At 51.8% G+C, this 22,830-nt stretch carries 18 protein-coding genes; 6 read left to right on the plus strand and 12 right to left on the minus strand.

Annotated elements, in window-relative coordinates; translation table 11 throughout:
- Nucleotides 1-10 precede the first annotated feature (10 nt).
- Nucleotides 11-1,729, minus strand: coding sequence for a ubiquinone-dependent pyruvate dehydrogenase (gene poxB / locus ACW14G_RS07825; protein ID WP_167576313.1), 1,719 nt, complete (start codon nt 1,727-1,729; stop codon nt 11-13).
- Between the two features lie 152 nt (nt 1,730-1,881).
- Here poxB and ACW14G_RS07830 point away from each other — a divergent pair, with 152 nt between their 5' ends.
- Complete coding sequence (locus ACW14G_RS07830; protein WP_249022105.1) at nt 1,882-2,316, plus strand: DoxX family protein; 435 nt, start codon at nt 1,882-1,884, stop codon at nt 2,314-2,316.
- 58 nt (nt 2,317-2,374) lie between these two features.
- Here ACW14G_RS07830 and ACW14G_RS07835 read toward each other — a convergent pair whose 3' ends face one another.
- From ACW14G_RS07835 to ACW14G_RS07855, 5 genes are all read right to left on the minus strand, one after another.
- Entirely contained in the window at nt 2,375-3,991 is a 1,617-nt protein-coding gene (locus tag ACW14G_RS07835) for an FAD-NAD(P)-binding protein (protein ID WP_249022104.1), read from the minus strand.
- Between the two features lie 660 nt (nt 3,992-4,651).
- Nucleotides 4,652-6,607, minus strand: a complete 1,956-nt coding sequence (locus tag ACW14G_RS07840) for a CHASE2 domain-containing protein (protein ID WP_249022102.1) — start codon at nt 6,605-6,607, stop codon at nt 4,652-4,654.
- A gap of 1 nt (nt 6,608) precedes the next feature.
- Complete coding sequence (locus ACW14G_RS07845) at nt 6,609-7,190, minus strand: OmpA family protein (RefSeq protein WP_249022101.1); 582 nt, start codon at nt 7,188-7,190, stop codon at nt 6,609-6,611.
- 12 nt (nt 7,191-7,202) lie between these two features.
- Nucleotides 7,203-7,640, minus strand: a complete 438-nt coding sequence (locus tag ACW14G_RS07850; protein WP_249022100.1) for a FecR family protein — start codon at nt 7,638-7,640, stop codon at nt 7,203-7,205.
- A gap of 85 nt (nt 7,641-7,725) precedes the next feature.
- Nucleotides 7,726-8,532, minus strand: coding sequence for a GGDEF domain-containing protein (locus ACW14G_RS07855; protein WP_163447755.1), 807 nt, complete (start codon nt 8,530-8,532; stop codon nt 7,726-7,728).
- Between the two features lie 656 nt (nt 8,533-9,188).
- On the opposite strand from ACW14G_RS07855, the gene ACW14G_RS07860 reads away from it, so the two are divergent.
- Nucleotides 9,189-10,817, plus strand: a complete 1,629-nt coding sequence (locus ACW14G_RS07860; RefSeq protein WP_249022099.1) for an SgrR family transcriptional regulator — start codon at nt 9,189-9,191, stop codon at nt 10,815-10,817.
- Between the two features lie 84 nt (nt 10,818-10,901).
- Here the strand turns inward: ACW14G_RS07860 and hcr are convergent, their stop codons facing one another.
- The 4 genes from hcr to aqpZ all read right to left on the minus strand — a co-directional run bounded on the left by hcr (nt 10,902) and on the right by aqpZ (nt 15,425).
- Nucleotides 10,902-11,870, minus strand: coding sequence for an NADH oxidoreductase (gene hcr, locus ACW14G_RS07865; protein WP_163447753.1), 969 nt, complete (start codon nt 11,868-11,870; stop codon nt 10,902-10,904).
- Nucleotides 11,871-11,880: 10 nt separating this feature from the next.
- Nucleotides 11,881-13,533 carry a hydroxylamine reductase gene (gene hcp, locus ACW14G_RS07870; protein ID WP_223802231.1) on the minus strand — a complete coding sequence of 551 codons (1,653 nt, stop codon included), beginning with the start codon at nt 13,531-13,533 and terminating at the stop codon, nt 11,881-11,883.
- Nucleotides 13,534-13,680: 147 nt separating this feature from the next.
- On the minus strand, nt 13,681-14,580 hold the full coding sequence (locus ACW14G_RS07875) for a lysine exporter LysO family protein (protein ID WP_167576304.1): 900 nt from the start codon (nt 14,578-14,580) through the stop codon (nt 13,681-13,683).
- Between the two features lie 152 nt (nt 14,581-14,732).
- On the minus strand, nt 14,733-15,425 hold the full coding sequence (aqpZ, locus tag ACW14G_RS07880; protein WP_064548706.1) for an aquaporin Z: 693 nt from the start codon (nt 15,423-15,425) through the stop codon (nt 14,733-14,735).
- 219 nt (nt 15,426-15,644) lie between these two features.
- On the opposite strand from aqpZ, the gene ACW14G_RS07885 reads away from it, so the two are divergent.
- Nucleotides 15,645-15,809 (plus strand): hypothetical protein, encoded by a 165-nt coding sequence (locus tag ACW14G_RS07885; RefSeq protein WP_411908097.1) that lies wholly within the window; start codon nt 15,645-15,647, stop codon nt 15,807-15,809.
- Entirely contained in the window at nt 15,799-17,457 is a 1,659-nt protein-coding gene (locus ACW14G_RS07890) for an ATP-dependent endonuclease (RefSeq protein ID WP_163447750.1), read from the plus strand. The genes ACW14G_RS07885 and ACW14G_RS07890 overlap by 11 nt, the downstream gene beginning before the upstream one ends.
- Here ACW14G_RS07890 and ACW14G_RS07895 read toward each other — a convergent pair.
- The gene (locus tag ACW14G_RS07895) at nt 17,454-18,410 is read right to left on the minus strand and encodes a VirK/YbjX family protein (RefSeq protein WP_167576303.1); all 957 of its coding nucleotides are present in this window, start codon (nt 18,408-18,410) and stop codon (nt 17,454-17,456) included. The genes ACW14G_RS07890 and ACW14G_RS07895 overlap by 4 nt on opposite strands.
- Nucleotides 18,411-18,584: 174 nt before the next feature.
- Nucleotides 18,585-19,538 carry a VirK/YbjX family protein gene (locus ACW14G_RS07900; RefSeq protein WP_249022098.1) on the minus strand — a complete coding sequence of 318 codons (954 nt, stop codon included), beginning with the start codon at nt 19,536-19,538 and terminating at the stop codon, nt 18,585-18,587.
- A gap of 161 nt (nt 19,539-19,699) precedes the next feature.
- Here ACW14G_RS07900 and macA point away from each other — a divergent pair, with 161 nt between their 5' ends.
- Entirely contained in the window at nt 19,700-20,815 is a 1,116-nt protein-coding gene (macA, locus tag ACW14G_RS07905; RefSeq protein ID WP_163447747.1) for a macrolide transporter subunit MacA, read from the plus strand.
- On the plus strand, nt 20,812-22,752 hold the full coding sequence (gene macB, locus ACW14G_RS07910) for a macrolide ABC transporter ATP-binding protein/permease MacB (protein WP_249022097.1): 1,941 nt from the start codon (nt 20,812-20,814) through the stop codon (nt 22,750-22,752). Before macA ends, macB begins: the two co-directional genes overlap by 4 nt.
- Nucleotides 22,753-22,830 lie beyond the last annotated feature (78 nt).

Here is a 22,830-nt window from a genome sequence, read left to right on the forward strand (position 1 = left end):
GCCACCATTTTTACCTGAGCCAGTTGGTTTTCGCCAGTTCGATCACTTCATCGCCACGCCCGCTGATGATGGCGCGCAGCATATACAGGCTGAAACCTTTGGCCTGTTCGAGTTTAACCTGTGGCGGAATCGCCAGCTCCTCTTTGGCCACGACCACGTCGACCAGTACCGGGCCGTCGATACTGAAGGCGCGTTGTAAGGCGTCATCGACGTCGGCGGCTTTCTCGACGCGAATGCCGGTGATCCCGCAGGCCTCGGCAATACGCGCGAAGTTGGTGTCGTGCAGTTCGGTGCCATCGGTCAGGTAACCTCCGGCCTTCATCTCCATCGCCACAAAGCCCAACACGCTGTTATTAAAGACCACAATTTTGACCGGCAGCTTCATCTGCACCACCGACAGGAAATCGCCCATCAGCATGCTAAAGCCGCCATCGCCGCACATCGCGACAACCTGACGTCCTGGTTCTGTCGCCTGCGCGCCCAGCGCCTGCGGCATGGCGTTGGCCATTGAACCGTGGTTGAAGGAACCGAGCAGGCGGCGCTTACCGTTCATCTGTAGGTAGCGGGCGGCCCACACCGTTGGCGTGCCGACGTCACAGGTGAAGATGGCGTCGTCGTCAGCAAAGCGGCTAATCTGCTGCGCCAGATACTGTGGGTGAATGACTTTGTCGCTGGGTTTGGCCAGATCGTCCAGCCCCTTACGCGCGTCGCGATAGTGTTCCAGCGCTTTGTCGAGAAAACGGCGATCACTTTTCTCTTCCAGTAGCGGCAGCAGCGCGGACAACGTGGCTTTGACATCACCAACCAGCGCCATATCAACTTTACTGTGCGCGCCAATACTGGCGGGGTTGATATCTATCTGAATGATGGTGCTTTCGCTGGGGTAGAACGGGCGATACGGGAACTGGGTGCCCAGCAGAATCAGCGTATCGGCGTTCATCATGGCGTGGAAACCGGAGGAGAAGCCAATGAGCCCGGTCATGCCGACATCGTACGGGTTGTCGTACTCGACGTGCTCTTTACCGCGCAGTGCGTGGACGATGGGGGACTTAAGCTTTTCAGCAAATGCGGTGAGCTCGTCATGCGCCCCGGCGCAGCCGCTGCCGCACAGCAGGGTGATGTTGCGTGAGGATTTCAGCGTGTCGGCCAGCTTTTCCAGTTCGCTTTGCGGCGGCGTCACTATTGGGTGCGGGGCCGGATACCAGTGGCTGCTGGCGCTTTCCGGCGCGGCCTTCAGCGCCACGTCGCCCGGCAATACCACCACCGATACGCCGCGGTTAAGCACCGCTTTACGCATCGCGATAGCCAGCACTTGCGGGATCTGCTCGGGGGTGGAGACCAGCTCACAGTAGTGGCTGCATTCACGGAACAGCTCCTGCGGATGCGTCTCCTGAAAGTAGCCGCTACCGATTTCACTCGACGGAATATGCGCCGCAATGGCGAGGACGGGCACGTGATTACGGTGACAGTCAAAAAGGCCGTTGATGAGGTGCAGGTTTCCCGGTCCACACGACCCGGCGCACACTGCGAGCTCACCGGTCAGCTGTGCTTCGGCGCCTGCCGCGAAGGCGGCAACCTCTTCGTGTCGCGTCGGCATCCACGCAATGGTGCCCATGCGGTTAAGGCTATCGCTCAGGCCGTTGAGCGAATCGCCCGTGACGCCCCAGATTCTTTTCACGCCAGCCTGTTCGAGCGTTTTGGCAATATAGTTGGCTACGGTTTGTTTCATTGGTTTTCCATCTCCTGAAGTGTGATACCGGTTACAAGTTTAGATGAATCCTGTCGTTTCGCTGGGAAAATACCCTTATTTTCAGCGGGTATATTTTGTAAATGAGAAGCAGTAACGTAGTGTTCAACAGGGATAAAACAGGAAAAATATAAATGATGACAACCATATTAAATTCGCTAAACCGCACACTATCGTGTGATGATTTTGGCAAGCTGTTGCTGCGCCTGGTGGTGGGTGGGCTGATGCTGTTTCATGGGCTGCATAAGCTGTTTGACGGTGTTGACGGTATTAGCGCCATGCTGGTGGCGAAAGGTCTGCCGGGCTTTATCGCCTATGGCGTGTTGGTAGGCGAAGTGGTCGCCCCCATCCTGCTCATTCTTGGCGTGTTGACGCGCCCGGCGGCATTAGTGTTGGCCTTTACCATGGTCGTTGCCTGGTTGATGGTGGGGCTCGATAAAACCGCCGTGCTGGATAAAACCGGGGCATGGGCGATTGAGAGCCTGGTCTATTTCTTTGTCGCGGGGCTGGCGATTGCTTTTCTGGGCGCGGGGAAATTTGCGCTGGGCAGCAAATCAGCCTGGCAGTAGTGACTCTCTGACGACATAACGCAGAGGCGAGCTCACTCGCCTCTCTCTAAAAAGAGCGTTAGTCTCTTTCGTCGCTAAACCACCGTTTTTTTCTTCGTTTCACCGCGTGTTGAATTAACGCGTTGCTCATCGCTGCGCCAATCTCGGCGCTGGCCACCAGTCCCTGAATAAAAGGACGATCGTGCATTAACCACGGCAGGCCGCCAAAAGCTATCCGCCCACGGGCGTTATCCGGTGCCAGCAGTGTGTAATCGTCACCGATATCCGGAATATCATCACCGCAGGCCAGCAGTTGAGTGCGTAGTGTCGGGAAGGGAATATCTTTGCTCTTTAACGGTTTTTGTCCTCTTGCATCGATGAAGACATCAAATTCGCTGCGTTGATTATTGTGGTAAATAACCGTCGTGTCGCCTTCGTTCTGTCGTTCATAATCCGCGCCCAGCGCCAGTATTGCGATTAGCCCGGCGTCGTGAAGGGCCAGCAGACGACGAATCGACTCAGACGGAATTGCTGCATAGTTATCGATAAACACGCGCGCCAGCCCGCGCTTGAAGCGTTCCCTGTCACGCTCGTCCAGATGAGGCACAAGCTCTTCGATGATCTCATGCAGACGTAGCAGGGTGTAGCGCCACGCCACGGTGTGCTGCTGTTGCTTGTTACGTTCGACTTCCAGCAGATTGAGCTTTGCCCAGTCAAAAGGGTCATGGCGTATTCTGTCGGCAAAGTAGGCGGTGGAAAAGGTATCGGCGGTGAGATTTTCCAGGCCAATCTGCTGACTCCAGTTTGGTGCGGAGTCCTGTAGCTGCTTCACAATGAGCTGAAAGATGCGATCTAATAGCCCATCAGCGCCCGATGCTATGACATGCTCAATCGCCTCTTCGGTGGCAATATTGAGGGGTTCATAGGGAAGAGGGCAGTAAAAATCGGCTTCCGGTAGTACCCCGGTGCGCGACATTAGAGAGATTTTCAGGTTTTGGCTGCCGGGGTTAAGTATAAACTGCGGCACATTGTCCCTATCGGTGGTGAAGAAACCATGCTGGCTGACGACAGCAACCGCAGCATCAATCGCGCTTAATGAGGTGCCCAGAATCCCCACGCGGCAGGCGTCAATTTTGGCTTCCATCAGGCCGGACCACGGGCTGGGGAAAAAATCGCGAGGAGAGTCATCATCCTCAGGCCACTGATGGCCCGTGGCTATGACGGCAAAATCAACGTCGACCGGACGTTCCGCGTGGTTGATCCACAGAGAAACCCCGTGCGGATTTGCCCTCAGGTCGGTGACTTGACTTGATTCGTTAAGGGTAATGTCGAAGCCTGAAGATTGCGCTTTGTCGGCGATGGCAAAAAGGCGATCGCGATAATAGTCGCCAAGGATCACGCGTGGTAAAAACTGGCGCTCATGCAGCGTCATACGTTCGATATTAAATTGCGCCAGGTATTCATCACTTTGGTTTTGTAACCATGTCAGATAGGTGATGTAAATGGGCGGGATCTCAATGCTGGCGATGTTTGCCAGCATTGATTCCGTGTTATTTTCGCCGCTATACGGCATACCAACGCCTGCGTGCTCAGCCTGCTCGTAGAGCAAGACGGAGAGTGGCTCTCCCCGCTCAACCAGGGCGTGGAAAGTATATATACCGGTAGGGCCGACGCCGACGATGGCCACTTTTTTCATGACAGATCCTTGTTAATCGTTCGCAGACGGGACGGGGAGCTTGAGTAGCCTTGCAAAAGTTATTGTGGTCAATAAATTGATTTTGGCGATATTCATTCCACGCTGTTTACACACCTGTCAGTTGAACGGTGTGCCCAGTGATAAGTTTAGATGAGACTCATCGTTTCGCTGGAAAAGACCGGATCACAGGCGATTGACAGCCCGCTGATGTTGAACCCGGCCAGCCTGTCGATAACTGTTTTAATCGATATTTATAAGATTGACTGGGTGTGTAGCGGATTGATAAATCGTTTCGCAAGAATATAATATCGAGCTATTATCAAAATAATGGTAGGTAAATGTATTACTGCGCAAGTTATGGAACAGAATATCACCATTGGTAAACGAGGCTATCTCATAGCCCTCTGTATTATTTTGCCTGGTGCCCACTTCAAAATTATCTCCCCATTTTTTCCTGAACATGACCGTATAGATGAAAAATGACCTCAATGTACCCTCTCTTTTGGCAGTTGAGCGCTAAATGTTTTAATGGGTTGTTAATAGCATAGACCGCCTGAGAGTGAATAAACAAAACAATAATTACTGTGTTTTTAATAATGTTTAGTGTTTCATTAAACATAATGAAAATTAATCCTTAAAGCGAGGTGATGGAGTCAAGGCTTAGCGTGAATGTCCCTGCGCGGTATTAAATTGGGAACAAATTTCCTTAATGTCTTGTTCACATTCGAGAAATGCGTTTACCACCGAGGGATCAAACTGTGTTCCTGCCCCACTAATAATGATGTCGAGGGCTTTACTATGGGACATGCTTTTTTTATACACACGCTTACTGGTTAATGCGTCATAAACGTCCGCAACGGCCATCACACGGGCGCAAAAGGGGATATTGGTGCCTGACAGGCGGTCGGGATAGCCTTTGCCGTCCCAGCGTTCATGATGGCTGCCCGCCATATCAATGGCGCAGTGGAGAAACTCACTGGGTGCTCGCAGTTTATCTGCGGCATCGGCTAGCAGCCGCCGACCGATGGTGGTGTGCGTTTTAATCACGTCAAACTCTTCGTCGGTAAGGGCACCGGGTTTCAGTAAAATTGAGTCAGGAATGGCCACTTTGCCGACGTCATGCAGAGGTGCCGCATGGAATAATGAATCGATAAAAAAAGGATGCTGTGCTTCTGGATGATACTTTTCCAGAACCTCAGCAAGGCGTTTCACGTAGAACTGGGTGCGGCTGGTATGTCCTCCTGTCTCCGGATCTCTGGAATCACATACGGCGGCCATCGCATGCAGCAGAGCATGATTTGAATTCTCGAGGTCTTCTTTCCATATATTCATATTTTTTCGTAATATCAAATATTCTACAAGTTCATGTAGTATGATCAGAATGAATGCCCCTATAACTGCATAGATAACCGGTAACCAAACGTTATAGAAATAAAATGCGCAAAACATGGCGGCATTTAACAGGATAACTAAAGATGTAATAATAATAATGCGACGAGTAAAATTGCTCGATAAAAAATAGAGTATATTAATTACTGACAATAAGCTAATGCAGGTGATGACATTCCATATTTTAAGCCATGATGGATGTATCACGACGTTATTGTTCATGATATTGTTCAGCATCGTCGCATGCGCGCCAACACCAGCAATCGCATGGTGAGCGGGCATGATGACTTTGTCATGGAGCGCTGCAGAAGAGGAGCCAATCAAAACGAGTGGCGCTGATATTTTATCTGATTGTCCGGAGAGTATCATTGAGGATGATATGCTAACGAACTGACTTTCACCTAGCTTTGTGTTTATCCAGGCCTTACCTTCATTGTCTACCGGGATATGATATTGACCGACATTAATTTCCCGTCCCCAGACGGTTTTCTCAATTGAAAAGTGGTCGACTCCCTCTTTTTCCATTAACATGGCAAGAGTAAATGATGGGATATTACCTTCGTCGCTGTTAATTATCATTGGAATATTACGTAGGACACCATCACCTTCATTGATAAAGTTAACAAAACCAGCTCGTGTAAGCGATGATCTGATTTCGGGTGTATTTTTTAATATCATTTCAGCATAGGGTAAGTTCAAGCTGGTGTTAAAAATGTGTTTAAGAGTGTGAGTATCACGAGCACGACTCAGAATAAGTTGTGTCGCCCCAACGATAGGGGCTTCATCCCGCAAAACACTCGCCAGATAATGATCGTTGTCGCGCATACCCTCGGGCACGCCGACAACAAACATATCCATATCAAACTCCATTTTATAACGTTGCTGAATATAATTCAGTGACGTTCTATCGGGTTCTAAAAGAAGAATGTCCATGCCAATAACCTGGCTCTTTTCCTGCCTGGTGGCTTTGATCAAATTGCCAAGAACATAACGCGGCCAGGGCCATTGGCCAACTTTCTGTAAGCTTAAATCATCAATATCCACAATCGCCACGGCAGGGGCTTTCGGCTTGTATGGAGTAAGAATATTAAATATCTCCTGTAGATGATCCTCAAGTGAGATAAAGATATGATTGGATGTGGCGATAAAAATGAGCCAGATAACCATAAAGGTGAGGCCAATGACGCCATGGGTCCGGCGTTTTTTTTTCGTACTTGTGAGAGGCATATTAGTGCACCATGATTTCTACTCGCCTGTTTTTAGGCTGTGAGCGGCCTGATGGCGTTTTAATCAGCGGATCAAAGGGGCCATGATAGCGAATATCCATAGCGGATTGAGGGAATCCCCTATGTAATAACATGTCATAGATAACTTGTGCCCGGCGCAGGGAAAGCTGCATATTATATTGGTTATTACCAATGCCATCGGTATGGCCGATGATGGTTATCTGGCAAGGTTTACGCTGCAGGCAATCTTTTCTGACGCGTCGAATGAGGTTGCTTGTCGTCGATAATGGTTCAACTGAATCATTAGGAAACCAGACCGTTTCACTGGCAAGTGGCGCCGGTTCTGCTTTAAACAGTGCAGGACGCTGCTGGCGGGCATCAGCAGGAGATAACTGGCCTTCATGTTCTCCCAAAAGACCATCGATAAGGGTTTGCCCCGAATTGTCTAATGTGACGGGTTGATTATCATTATTTTTTACAATGACACGCCCGACATGCCCGGTGGCATCGGGAAGCAACGTTACTTTGGTGCTCGTACAACCGGCCAATAATAATAATGCAGATAATATAATTTTCTTTCTCACGCGGAATAGGCCTCAATCGGTCGAAACAAGAAATCGTGTGCCCCGAACAGCAATAACTGTTGTTGGCGTTTTAAATTTCACGGCTGAAGGATCTAGTTTTCCTAATCCTCCCGATGAATATAATGCGGCTCCGCGACTTAATAAAACGTCAAAAGAGTAGCTATGCTTTAACGGCGTGTAGTCATATTTATTGATCTGGAATTTGCTATCGGAATCTAACGCGACAGTTGTACCATCGTTAAAACTTAATCCGGCGTAGCCATCTTTTCCTGTTTGAATCACATCTCCTTCATATATTTCATCCCCGGAAGAGATGATCTGGCATGATGAACGCAACATTTTGCAGGCGTGTGCCGTTTCTTTGATCACAGCTACCTTTTCGGCCGCCATAGCATCAGCGGAGACGAAAAGAAGTACTGCTACAATTATTCTCTTTGAAATTGTTTGCATGTTTTCTCCAATCATGAAAATAAACCAATAGTTTCAGTTCGTGAATAGCAAGTACATAAGGCAAAGAGAAGCGCACTAAACCAAATTATGTATTATGTTGATGAACAGATTTTTCCTGATAAACAAAAGCATCGGCTCTGCTAATCGTTTCTTCAAGCGTCCCTGAATACTCAGCTAACCCGACAGAGAATTCTGGTAGCAATATTATATTGTGCTCATCAACCTTTATATATTGACGCGACATAAATCGTAATCGCTTAATCAATTGTTCTGCATCTTCAGGTTTGAAGTCGTAGAGCATAATGATGAATTCATCTCCACCGAAACGAACGATACGATCTGTACTACGTAACGAATGTCGCAAAAGTCTACTAAAGGCCACCAAAATTCGATCGCCAATTAGATGGCCATAGTTATCATTAATTTGCTTGAAATTATCCAGGTCAAGCATGATGAGATGGCTTGGTTTGTTGTTTTTTGTCTCTTCATAAAGATAATGTCGGTTATAAGCTCCGGTGAGAGAATCGATATAAAGGTTTTTACGTTCGCGAACTAAACGTATATAACCTCCCGTGCGCCAAATAGCAAAAGACAGAGGTATAATGAGTAGTAATATAGGATTGAGGTAACTCAGTATAGACAGGTTATGTATTACTGACTTTACTTCCTGTTGTTCCTTTTTACTCACCTCATTAAGTTTAATGTTTATCCTTTTTATTTTTTGGCAATGATTATTGTTTTCTCCGGATTGTACTTCTGACATCGGTTGTGTCGTTGTGTTTTTCCACTCAATTGGTTTTTCTTTCTGTATCTCACGATGAAGATCTTTACGGTTAATGTCCGCCTCAGGGCACATTGCCTGAAGTTGATCTGAGAGCGTTTTTTGTAACATCAAATGCCGAAACGAGACGGTTTTTAAAACATTGCTTACTCTAATGTTTTCCCTGTTATTTAACTGAAAGACACATAACAGTGAGATGGATGAAATAATCAATACAAGATACGATATAAAAATATTTCTTTGTTGCATCATATAATAAGAATTACTATGCTTTTAAAATTCAAGTGCAGGTTTAATTATTGCAATTTAGGTCTTTGTTGAGATATTGCAGTGAGGTAATAAAAAACCTTAAATCACGATAAATCGTACCCCATTTTTGATGGTTTAAGTTTTATTTTCTGGCCCGTGGGAATCGGATTGGGGATATATTACGATTTTATTCTGTTTTTAACAACTGTCAGGTAATTCATGTAACTAATTGAAATGATTGATGAAAATTTATCTGGCATTTTGTTTTTAGTTTTATGTGTTAAATCGGACACTGATATCCGGTTTTTTATTCTGTTTTTTGTTTGTTTGTTGGTGTTAAATTTTGCAATGTTGAGATTTTTGGTGTTTTTTGTTTGCTTTGGTTTTGATTTGTCAACGGCTTATTTGTAATATAGATGACCAGCCTGCAACTATAATAAGTTAAATGCGATTTATTGTATGGTATTAGAATCGCGCTAGTTTTAAAGAGACTTCCCGGTAAAAAATGGTGGTGAGAAATGATCCAGCAGTCTAACAATATAGCGCCAGACGCGAGATTACTCCGGCTGGCACGACAATATAAAAGACTGTTGAACCGCTATCAAAACCAGCGGCGTGAAGTACAGTTACAGGATGTTGCTGATACCCTCGCTTGCTCGCCGCGTTATGCTCGTACGCTATTAAAAGAGATGCAACAAATTGGCTGGATTAGCTGGGCTTCCCTGCCTGGGCGGGGGAAGCAAAGTCTTATACAGTGCCGACATGACATCCAGCACCTTCAGGAAGGTATTGATGCTCCTGTTAACTCCTCAGTGACCCCCCTATCGATGATACCCGCGTCTGGCGGGTATCATTTCATCTTTCCTTACTATCGTCCGATTTCTGCGATCGTTCCTAAATTATCGGCACAGCATCTCACCCGGCATTTAATCAGGATGGTTCATGTGGGATTGGCGAGGTATCTTGACGGTAATACGCAGCCAGAATTGGCTCTTGCCCACCATGTAGAGGTTTCTACCGATAGAACGTGCTGGCGCTTTTATCTTCGACAGGGGCTGGTCTGGCATAATAACGATCCGTTCAGTGTTGTTGATTGCGCGCGCACATTGCGCGCTTTTGCAGGAACAGAAGCGTTACCTTATGTTCAGAATATTACCGCTGACCAGCAATGTATTGAGTTCCATCTGACGCAACCTGATGAGATGTTACTGCATCGTTTGGCGAATCCGGTTGTTGCAATACCGCATCCGGTTTTTCCCACTGTTGGCATCGGCCCGTTTTTGATCGCTAAACATACTGATGACGGTATCTCACTTGTCCGCTTTCCCGGCTGGTACGGTGAAATGCCGCTAGCGCGTGCGATTACGCTTGAAACGCGTTTGCGGAAAGTAAAGGATTGGGGCGTGGTTCAACTTGAGACCGAGCGCTCTACGGAGCGGCAGGAGAGGACAGAAACCTTGACCTGTAGCGATACGTTTTCCTTCCTGGCATTTAACAATAGCAGCGCGAGTATTCTCTCTCGTCAGCAGCGCATCACGCTGACAGAAATCGCGAAAACTCTGGCGAGCAGCATGATGAAGAAGCAGTCTGATCTGCTGCCCGTTGAGAGTTGGCTGACGATGTCTGGAAAGGAAATGGACATGTCCGAGCTCCCTCCGCTGCTTTCCATGGCCTATTTCAGTACGCCGGATACGGAAATTTTCGTCAAAATGTTTGCCCGATATTTGCTGCGTGTCGGATGTCGGTTAACGACACGGGCCATTCATAATACCCACTGGCCGGCAAGCGGGGCGGTCTGGGAAAGCATGGATATTGCCCTGGGCTACTTAAGTTCTGTCCAGCAAGCAGCATTTACCTTTGAGGAACGCTGGCGCAGAAGCAGCATGGTAAAGGTGTTCTGGCCAAAAGAGAGTCAAAAACGCGTGATAAGGTTACTGGACAGGTCGGTACACCGAGAACCGGAACGTCATAAACGGCTCCTTATTGCGCTTCAGCGCCATGCTATTCGCCATCATTTGATCGTTCCTCTGTATCAAAAGCAGTACACGTTGCGGTATCCAAAATCAGTGAAGGGGATTCATTGCCATCCGCAGTGTTGGCCAGATTTTGCGAGGATATGGATTGATGATAAAAACAATACGTGGTGACAATCGGCAGCTGTTTATCTTTATGCATGCCCATTAAAAAAGGCCACCCGTTATGCGGGGTAGCCTTTTGCCCTAATGGGTGAATTACGCCAGTACCAGGTCGCCCTGCGGATGGCAGGAACACGCCAGCACGTACCCGTCGGCAATTTCCGCATCGCTTAACGTCATAGTGCTGGTGACCGTATAGTCACCGGAAACCACCTTGGTTTTGCAGCAGCCGCATACGCCTGCACGGCAGGCCGCCACTACTGGCACCTTGTTGCTTTCCAGCGCGTCCAGCAAGGTGGTACCAACCGGAGAGTAGAACTCTTTCGCTGGCTGTAGTTTGGTGAACTTCAGGCCGCTGGTGGCTGCGTCGGCAACCGGGGTGAAGAACTTCTCTTTAAAGAAGCGGGTCACGCCCAGCGCTTTCACTTCTTTTTCGACAAGCTCCATATACGGTGCCGGGCCACAGGTCATCACGGTGCGAGACGCCAGATCCGGTACGCTTTTCAGCAACTCGGTGCTCAGACGACCGGAGACAAAACCGTGGGTGGCGTTGTTTTCCGCCACCAGGGTGACCGGATACTGACGCCATTCGTCGGCGAAGATCACATCTTCCGGCGAACGGACGTTAAAGATCACCTGCACATCGGCCTGCGGACGGTACTTCGCCAACCAGCGACGCATAGACATGATTGGCGTCACGCCACAGCCAGCCGCCAGCATCAGGAATTTGTCATTCGCTTTGTCTTCGCAGATGAAATCGCCCATGGCATCGGACAGCCAGATATAATCGCCGCGTTTCACGTCACGGGTCAGCCACTGTGAACCTGCGCCATCGTCAATGCGGCGAACGGTCAGCGTGATGTACTCGCTGACTCCCGGCGTAGAGGAAATGGTGTAAGCACGCAGGGTCTCCGCTGAGTTGCGCACGCTGACCAGTGCGTACTGCCCGGCGCGGTACGGATAATAGTCGTGGCACAGCAACGAAATGGTCCATACATCCGGCGTTTCCTGATGGATGTGGTGAACCTGCATCCGCCATGGGCACTGACTTGTTGGCATTGTCATGCTTAACTCCTTACGCGCTCAACAGCTGCTTCATATCTTCTTCAACGGTGGTCACGGAACGCAGACCAAATTTCTCGTTGAGCACAGCCAGCAGGTCCGGCGTGAAGAAGCCTGGCGCCGTCGGGCCAGTAACGATGTTTTTCACGCCGAGCGACAGCAGGGTCAGCAGAATCACGATCGCTTTCTGTTCGAACCAGGAGAGCACCAGCGACAGCGGCAGATCGTTGACGCCACAGCCCAGTTTCTCTGCCAGAGTGACCGCCAGGATGATGGCAGAGTATGCATCGTTACACTGACCGGCATCCACCAGACGCGGCAGGCCTTCGATATCGCCGAACTCCAGTTTGTTGAAACGGTATTTACCGCAGGCCAGAGTCAGGATCAGGCAGTCGTCCGGCACGCTGGTGGCGAAGTCGGTGAAGTAGTTACGTTCGCCGCGCGCGCCGTCGCAGCCGCCCACCAGGAAGATGTGACGCAGTTTTTCACGGCTCACCAGGTCAATCAGGGTATCAGCTGCGCCCAGTAGGGTCTGACGACCGAAACCTACGGTGATCAGGTGCGGAATTTCGCTGTACGGGAAGCCCGCCATTTGCTGGGCCTGGGCGATAACTGGACCGAAGTCATCGCCTTCCAGGTGGCTCACGCCCGGCCAGCCGACGATGCTACGGGTCCAGATACGGTCGTCGTAGGCGCCAACGGTTGGGTCGATGATGCAGTTAGAGGTCATCACGATCGGTCCTGGGAAGCGGGCGAATTCAACCTGCTGATTCTGCCAGCCGCTGCCGTAGTTACCGATCAGGTGTTTGAACTTACGCAGTTCCGGGTAGCCGTGCGCTGGCAGCATTTCACCGTGGGTATAGACGTTAACGCCGGTGCCTTCGGTTTGTTCCAGCAGGTTGTAGAGATCTTTCAGGTCGTGACCGGAGATCAGGATGCACTTACCTTCAGTGGCTTTCACGTTGACCTGAGTCGGGGTCGGGTGGCCGTATTTGGTGGTTTCACCAGCGTCCAGAATGCTCATCACTTTGAAGTTCATCTGGCCGATTTCCATAGAGCACTCCAGCAGAGCGTTCATATCGGTAGGCCAGGTGCCCAGCCACGCCATGATTTTGTGGTACTGAGCATAGATGTCGTTGTCGTACTGGCCGAGAACGTGGGCATGTTCCATGTAAGCTGCCGCGCCTTTCAAGCCGTACAGACACAGCAGGCGCAGACCGAGAATGTTCTCACCGATGGTGGCTTTGTCTTTGTTCGGGGTAAATTCCGCCGCCTGTTTTTGCAGATCGCCCAGATCGTCACTGACCAGTTGCAGGTCAGCCATCGGGTTATCGACGGTGGCGTTAGCGTCTTTGGTCAGGCACTGCGCTTTCAGCGCTTCACGCAGGGCAATCGCTTCACGGGCGTAGCCCACGATACGCGGAGAGTCGAAGTTAACGTTGGTCAGAGTGGAGAAGAACGCGCGCGGGGCGAAGTTATCAACGTCGTGGTTGATGATGCCGTATTCACGCGCCTTCACCGCCCATGCGGACAGACCTTGCAAAGACGCAATCAGCAGATCCTGCAGATCGGACGTTTCAGCCGTCTTACCACACATACCCTGAGCGTAAGAGCAGCCGTTCCCTGCCGGAGTACGGATGGTTTGTTCACATTGCACACAAAACATGGGTCACACCTTTTTAAAGTTATATTTAATATACATGTTTAAGGGTAAGCCTGAGACTCAGCCTTGAAAAGGCATTTTTAGTGCAACTTAAAGGGAGGTTGATTTAGCGCAATTTTGGCGGCAGCGAAGGCTACCGCCATGGAGGTATCAGGCGGTGAAGAAGGCCATCATCAGCGGTACGAGCAGGCTAAGAATAAAGCCGTGGACGATAGCGGGAGGGACCATTTCCACGCCGCCAGAACGCTGGAGTACCGGTAGGGTGAAGTCCATTGAGGTGGCGCCGCACAGGCCAAGCGCGGTGGAGCGGCTGCGGCGTACCAGGCCGGGAATGAGCATAATGGCCAGTAGCTCGCGCGCCAGGTCATTAAAGAAGGTGGCGCTACCGATTACCGGGCCGTAGGCGTCGGTCAGCAGAATACCTGACAGCGAGTACCAGCCAAATCCGGAGGCCATCGCCAGACCGGTTTTAATGGGCAAACCAAGCAGAAACGCATTGATGACGCCGGCAACCATCGAACTGGCCACCACGACTAACGCAATCACCATGCCGCGGCGGTTGAGAATAATTTGTCGCAGGGTCATGCCGCTGTTTCTCAGCTGAATACCGACCAGGAACAGCAAGAAAATGAGCGTATATTCGCTGGCATCGGTGGCGTGCTGTAAAAAGGAAAGCCCGCTGAGTCCGAGAACAAAACCGGCAATAACCACAAAGCACAGCTTTAATGATTCCAGCGCCATCGCGAGGCGTGAGGGTAATTTTTCCTGATGATGAGGATGTCCCCACGGCAACACTTTTTCCAGCCACAGCAGTGCCGCAATATTGCAAAGTAAAATAACCACAATGCTAATAGCAGAATAGTGGAAGATAGATAATAGATTCGCTGCCAGATTATCCAGAAATGCCAGGCTGATCCCCATAAAGAAGAGAATCAGATAAACAATCCAACTGAGCAGGCGATTGATCAGCTGCAGCGCACCGCGGTGGGTAAGGGGAATCAGATAGCCGATAACCAACGGCACCAGAATGATGAGCAGTCCCGATAACATAACGAACACGCTTCCTTGTAGTATTTAAATCGCGCACAGACACTACCGAAAACCGCATACCGAGTAAAGCTGCGAAAAAAGAAAGACCCGGCTTTACCGGGTCTTTCTTTGCCGGGTTGGCGCATTCACGCCATGCCCGGTTTACAGAAGGCTTATTTCTTTTCCAGCAGGGTGCGATAAATCACGCCGCCCAGGATACCGCCGATGATCGGCATCACCCAGAACAACCACAGCTGGTCAAGCGCCCAGCCGCCCTGGAAAATAGCGACCGCGGTACTACGCGCCGGGTTAACGGAGGTGTTAGTTACCGGAATGCTGATGAGGTGAATCAGGGTCAGCGCCAGGCCGATGGCGATTGGTGCGAAGCCTGCCGGGGCATTTTTGTCGGTTGCGCCGTGGATCACCAGCAGGAAGCCGCAGGTCAGTACGATTTCAATCACGATAGCGGAAAGCATTGAGTAGCCGCCCGGTGAATGTTCGCCGTAACCGTTGGAGGCGAAGCCGCTGGCTGCCGCGTCAAAGCCCGCTTTACCGCTGGCGATTAAATACAATACGGCAGCGGCGATAATCCCGCCGACAACCTGCGCGACAATATAGCCAATCACTTCTTTGGCCGGGAAACGACCGCCGGCCCACAGGCCCAGGGTCACTGCCGGGTTAAAATGGCCGCCAGAGATATGGCCAACGGCAAATGCCATGGTGAGAACGGTTAAACCGAACGCCAGCGCAACGCCCGCAAAGCCAATCCCTAATTCCGGGAATGCTGCAGCCAGAACGGCGCTACCGCAACCACCAAATACCAGCCAGAAGGTGCCAAAGCACTCTGCAGCCAATTTTCTAAACATAACCACCTCGAATTAAAAATTATTATCGTCATAAAGGGTGACGACTGAATATATCCCTACCAAAATGGGTGGCAGGCATAGTCCTCATTATTTTAAAAACGAACGTCATCCCTCACCAGTTAAATAAATAGCCGAACTTTGATACAAAACAATGTGGTGTTATTCCTTGAGCAATTTATTCTTTGAAGTAGAGTGTAGTGCATTATTTTCGGAATAATCGTGGAAGGTGATAGAGAACGCACTTTATTACTTTCAGCGGTTAATAAAGCATCACTCCGTACGCAAGCGGCGTGCCAGTCTGGTGTCAAGTGCGACGCATGCCGCTATACTGCCGATAACGAAGGGATGGCAGCTATCGTGTTACGGAGGGGTTATGCTTCTTGAGCGCACCGAAATTGCAGGGTTTCGCGGCATTAATCGATTATCGTTGATGCTGGAGGAGAATAACGTCTTAATCGGCGAAAACGCGTGGGGTAAATCGAGTCTGCTGGACGCGCTGACGCTGCTGCTTTCACCGCACGATGAGCTGTATCACTTTGTCTATAACGATTTCTGGTTTCCGCCCGGCGATGTGCAGGGGCGTGAGCACCATCTGCACATCATACTGACTTTTCGCGAAAACGAACCCGGCCGCTACCGGGGCCGACGCTACCGTGGGCTCTCCGACTGCTGGACGCTGTGCGACGACGGTTTTCGACGTATTTTCTACCGCCTGGAGGGTGAATTGGCCGCCGACGGTAGCGTGCTGACGCTCCGTAGCTTTATCGACAGCGACGGTCAGGCGTTGGACATTGACGATATTGACGGCCAGGCGCGCGAGTTGATTCGCCTGATGCCCGTACTACGCCTGCGTGATGCCCGTTTTATGCGCCGCATCCGCAGCGGCACCGTGCCGGATGTGCCTGACGTTGAAATCACCGCGCGCCAGCTCGATTACCTTTCCCGCGAGCTGGTGACGAGCCCGCAGAATCTCAGCGATGGTCAGATACGCCAGGGGCTGGCGGCGATGGGACAACTGCTGGAGCACTACTTCTCTGAGCAGGGCTCTGGCCCGGCGATTCAACGCTTGATGCGCCGTCGTTCGCACGACGAGCAGCGCAGTTGGCGCTATCTGGATTTGATTAACCGTATGATCGACAAGCCCGGCGCGCGCAATCACCGGGTGATCCTGCTGGGCATGTTCGCGACGCTGCTGCAGGCGAAGGGGACGGTCAAACTCGATAGAGACGCGCGTCCGCTGCTGCTCGTGGAGGACCCGGAAACGCGGCTGCATCCGATTATGCTGTCGGTGGCCTGGAATCTGCTCAACTTGCTGCCATTACAGCGTGTGGCGACCACCAACTCCGGTGAGCTGTTGTCGCTCACGCCAATGCAGAATGTTTGCCGTCTGGTCCGTGAGTCCTCCCGCGTATCGGCATGGCGGCTGGGGCCGGAGGGAATGAACGCCGAAGACAGTCGCCGTATTTCGTTCCACATTCGTTTTAATCGCGCCTCATCGCTGTTTGCGCGCTGCTGGCTGCTGGTGGAAGGTGAAACCGAAACCTGGGTGATTAACGAGCTGGCGCGCCAGTGCGGGCACCATTTCGATGCTGAAGGGGTCAAAGTGATTGAGTTTGCCCAGTCCGGACTCAAACCGTTGATTAAATTCGCTCGTCGAATGGGGATAGAGTGGCACGTGCTGGTCGATGGGGATGAGGCAGGAAAAAAATATGCGGCCACGGTGCGCAGCCTGCTCAACAACGATCGTGAAGCCGAACATCATCACCTGACGACGTTGCCCGCGCCGGATATGGAACACTTTATGTACCGGCAGGGTTTTTCCAGCGTTTATCACCGCGTGGCGCAATTGCCGGAAAACATCCCGATGAATATGCGCCGGGTGATCACCAAAGCGATTCATCGTTCATCGAAACCCGATCTGGCGATTGAAGTGGCGATGGAAGCCGGGCGGCGCGGTATTGAAGCCGTTCCGCCCTTGCTGAAGAAAATGTTTTCCCGCGTCGTCTGGCTGGCGCGCGGGAAAGCGGATTAACGCTGGACTGTTTCGGTAATTTGCTGCTGGAGCTCGTCCAGCAGCGCATAGCGACGGCGGTACTCCGCGCGCTTCTTGCTGGCAATCTCTTCCATCGTTTTACGCGCCAGCGTCAGCGGTAAAACGTAATCACCTTCCTCGTCGGCCTGTGCTCCCAACGACGCCCAGAAACTGTTGTAGTCGGCATGCAGCTTGCCGCGTTTTTTATGGCGGTAGCGCAGGCTGCGATAAATGTGCGTTTCGTTGCTGACGGCACGCACGTGTGCAACGGACAGCAGTGACCCCAGGGTTAACAGCGCATCCACCACCAGACGTTTCGGGAATAAGCCGTGGCAGGCTTTGGTGGCGGCTTGAATCAGCTGGTGCGGCACGTCCGCTTTCGCCCCTTGCAGGCCGCCGACAAAGAACGTGTCTACCCCGTTGTACTGGCACAGCGTAAACGTCAGTTCCGCCAGCACGGTGTCGTTCTCGTCCTGGAAAACAATCGTCGCTTCGCCTTCTTTATCCAGCATTGCATCTGCGCACAGACGAATGCTGTATTGCTGTCCGTCTTTACCACTAAGCGTGGTCAGCAGCGCGCCGCGTGGGGAAAGATAATGATTGGCGACGTTTTCCGGCAGTCTGGCCAGCAGCTGCTGGTAGTGCCAGCACAGCGCATCAATGGTTTGCTGGTGGCTCAGGTGCGTACACAGCCACGGCCGATGCAGTCGGCACGGCAGGCCGGGCTGTACGTTCAGAATTTGCATCAGCTGCGGTTGTTTCGCCAGACTGCCAAGCAGTTTACCGGTCATTCGCGGTGTGCTCAGCGAGCGCAGCAGGAATTTACGCCGGTACGCCGGGTTTTTCCACGCACGGCCGGGCGCAAGCGTGCCGGTCGACAGTAGTCGAAAAAGGTGCCAGCTGGATTCAGGTTGTGGATGCGCGGACGCGGAAAAATCGACAAGGCTCGACATAGGAAAAATCTCGTTAAGGAGGTTTTGCCTATTTAATCAACGGAACCTTCAACGTAATTTCAACAAATGCAAAGAATGTGAAGATTACATTTTGTTTATGAATGGTTTAAGTTTGGTGATGCTCATTTTTAGCTGTTTTATACGCGCTGATGATTCAGCGCGCAGAAATTTACATTAAGGCTGATGGAATAAGCCCGACATTTGGCTTTGAATTGCATCCATCAGTTCATAGCGACGGCGATATTCCGCACGCTTTTTACTTGCGATTTCAGCAATATCCTTGCGGGCGATAGCGACCGGAATATGGTAGTAGCCCTCGTTGTCGCGCTCGCCGCCCACCGCTTCCCAAAACGTGTCGTAATCGGAAAGAATCTTTTTATTCTTATCCTGGTAGCGTTCGCCGCGGAAAATGTGCACATCGTTACTGACGGCCAGGATCTGATCCACGTGCAGGCGTTCAGCAAAGCGGCATACAGCTTCCATGACCAGGCGTTTCGGGAACAAACCGTGGCAGGATTTGGTGGCATTCTGAATGGCTTCATGCGGCAAATCGCGTTTGCCGCCCTGGAGGCCGCCAATAAACAGCGTGCGCTGGTTCTGGTAGTCAAGCAGGGTGAAGGTCATCTCCGCCAGCACATCGCCGTCGGCGTTGCGCATCAGAATAGTGCTATCGCCTTCTTTATCCAGATTAATCTGCATGGTCAGCTCAAGAGTAAAGGTGTCACCATTTTTCCCTTCAATCTGCGCCAGCGTTAAGGCCTGTGTATTCAGGTAGGTGGTTAACTCTTCGGAGGACATCGCCTCTGACAGCAGCGTATAGTGATAACGCAGCGCGTCCAGCACCTGGTGACGGCTAAAATTTACCGCCAGATACGGGCGATGCAGACGCACCGGCAGGCGCGGCTGGCGCGTAAGCAGCGTATCCAGATGGGACCATTGGGACAGTTCGTTCATCCATTCGCGGCTCAGACGTGGCATCAGTAAAGAGCGCAGCATAAACTTCCGACGAAAGCTACGCTTGTTCCAGAATTCACCGGGGCGCCATTGCCCGCTAAACAGGCTAAAAAAGAGGCCGAGGGCGGAAGGGTGGCGGGAAGACTCGAATGAATTTTCGCTGAGCTGTGACATGGTTTACTATCCAGAATTACATATGAATGGCGATTTTAACATCACCATGATGAATCAATTAGCGGGGCAGGGGTGTTTGCTCAGACTTTTCTTGGTTTGTTTAGCTTGCATTGAAGTTTGATTTCACATTGTGTCGATATTTTCGGGGATTTCAGGATTTTATGATCATCAAGGGAAAACTAAAAAAACGCTACTGGCTGATGCTTGCCGTGCTTATCGTGGCGCTCATTGCCGTCTGGAAAATGCTCAACGCACCGTTGCCCAATTACCAGACGCTCATTGTGCGCAAAGGCTCGCTTGAGCAGAGCGTGCTGGCCACCGGTAAGCTTGACGCGCTGCGCAAAGTTGACGTCGGCGCGCAGGTGAGCGGGCAGTTGAAAACCCTGTCAGTGAACATCGGCGATAAGGTGGTAAAAGATCAGCTTTTAGGGGTGATTGACCCTGAACAGGCGCAGAACCAGATTAAAGAAGTGGAAGCGACGCTGATGGAGCTTCGCGCGCAGCGCAAACAGGCAGAAGCGGAATGGAAGCTGGCGAGCGTCACCTTCTCACGCCAGCAACAGCTGGCGAAAACTCAGGTCGTTTCGCGCCAGGATCTGGATACCGCCGCCACCGATATGGCGGTAAAACAGGCGCAAATAGGTACCATTGATGCGCAGATTAAACGCAATCAGGCCTCGCTCGATACGGCCAAAACCAACCTTGACTACACCCGTATTGTGGCGCCGATGCGTGGCGAAGTGACGCAAATTACCACGCTACAAGGGCAGACGGTAATAGCCGCTCAGCAGGCGCCCAACATTCTGACGCTGGCGGATCTCAGCACCATGCTGGTGAAAGCTCAGGTTTCCGAAGCCGATGTCATTCATCTCAAACCGGGACAGAAAGCCTGGTTTACCGTACTTGGCGACCCGCTGACCCGCTACGAAGGCACCCTGAAGGATATCCTGCCGACGCCGGAAAAAGTCAACGATGCCATCTTCTACTATGCCCGTTTTGAAGTGCCGAACCCTAACGGTGTGCTGCGTCTGGAGATGACCGCGCAGGTGCATATCCAGCTCGGTGGCGTCAACGATGTGTTGACCATTCCGCTGTCGGCGCTAGGCGATAGCGTAGGGGATAATCGTTACAACGTGCGTCTACTGCGCAACGGCGAAGTCAAGACGCGTGAAGTGGTCATCGGTGCGCGCAACGACACCGACGTAGAGATTGCCAAAGGGCTTGAAGCGGGCGATGAGGTGATCATTGGAGAAGGTAAAGCCGGAGCGGAAAAATGACCGCACTGCTTGAGCTAACCCAGATTCGCCGCAGCTACCCGTCGGGAGACGGCAGCGTTGAGGTCCTCAAGGGTATCTCACTGCAAATTAACGCCGGCGAGATGGTGGCGATCGTCGGGGCTTCTGGTTCGGGGAAATCGACGCTGATGAATATTCTCGGCTGCCTCGATAAGCCGACCAGCGGCACCTACCGCGTGGCGGGAACCGATGTGGCGACGCTGGACGGCGATGCGCTGGCCGCGCTGCGCCGCGAGCACTTTGGCTTTATTTTTCAACGTTATCACCTGTTGTCGCACCTGACGGCGGCGCAGAATGTGGAAGTGCCGGCGGTGTACGCGGGCGTGGAGCGCAAGGCGCGGCTGGCGCGGGCAAAGGAGCTGTTGCAACGTCTGGGGCTGGCGGATCGCGTCGATTATGCGCCTTCTCAGCTCTCCGGCGGTCAGCAGCAGCGGGTGAGTATTGCCCGCGCGCTGATGAACGGCGGCCAGGTGATCCTTGCCGATGAACCCACCGGCGCGCTCGACAGTCGCTCTGGTGAAGAGGTGATGGCGATTCTCCATCAGCTTAAAGAGCAAGGGCACACGATTATTATCGTCACCCACGACCCGCAGGTGGCCGCGCAAGCAGAGCGCGTGATTGAGATTCGCGACGGTGAAATTGTCCATAACCCTCCGGCGCGACAGACGACGGTCGCCCCACGTCAGCCGGTGATACAGACGGCTTCCGGCTGGGGGCAGTTCAGCAATAGTTTCCGTGAAGCGCTGTCGATGGCCTGGCTGGCCATGGTGGCGAATAAAATGCGCACGCTGCTGACCATGCTCGGCATTATTATCGGTATCGCCTCGGTGGTATCGATTGTGGTGGTGGGCGATGCGGCCAAACAGATGGTGCTGGCGGATATCCGTTCCATTGGCACCAATACTATCGATGTCTATCCGGGGAAAGATTTCGGCGATGACGATCCGCAGTACCAGCAATCGCTGAAGTATGACGATCTGCTGGCGATCGAAAAGCAGTCTTGGGTGAGCTCGGTGACGCCGTCGGTATCAAAGAATCTGCGCATCCGCGCTGGGAATATCGACGTTGCGGCCAGCGTGCAGGGCATTGGTCAGCACTACTTCAACGTTTATGGCATGACCTTCAGCGAGGGCAACACCTTTAATGATGTCCAGGCCGCAGAACGCGCGCAGGTGGTGGTGCTCGACAGCAATACGCGTCGGCAGCTGTTCCCTAATAAAGCCAGCGTGGTGGGGGAAGTGATACTGGTGGGTAATACGCCGGCGACGGTGATTGGCGTAGCGGATGAGAAACAGTCGATGTTTGGCAGCAGCAAGATTCTGCGCGTCTGGTTACCGTATTCAACGATGTCCGGGCGGGTGATGGGTCAGGCGTGGCTGAACTCCATTACCGTGAGGGTGAAAGAGGGCTACGACAGCAGTCTCGCCGAACAGCAGTTGACCCGACTGCTCAGTTTGCGTCACGGCAAGAAAGATTTCTTCGTCTGGAATATGGACAGCATCTTGAAAACGGCAGAACGCACCACACATACATTACAGCTGTTCTTAACGCTGGTGGCGGTGATCTCGCTGGTGGTTGGCGGTATTGGCGTGATGAATATCATGCTGGTGTCGGTGACGGAACGGACGCGGGAAATCGGCATTCGTATGGCGGTCGGCGCGCGGGCCAGTAACGTCCTGCAGCAGTTTTTGATTGAGGCGATTCTGGTGTGCCTGGTGGGTGGCGCACTGGGTGTCACGCTGTCGTTGATGATTGCGCTGCTGCTCCAACTGGTGCTGCCGGGCTGGGAGATTGGTTTTTCGCCGCTGGCGCTGTTGACGGCGTTTATCTGCTCAACCCTCACCGGTGTGCTCTTTGGCTGGCTACCGGCAAGGAACGCGGCGCGGCTCGACCCTGTCGATGCACTGGCGCGGGAATAACGGCGAAAAATAAATGAAAAAATGCCAGTCAGAAGGACTGGCATTTTGACGGCGGGATGTACACAATGGGGCAGTAAA

It is taken from the genome of Kluyvera sp., assembly GCF_965301105.1.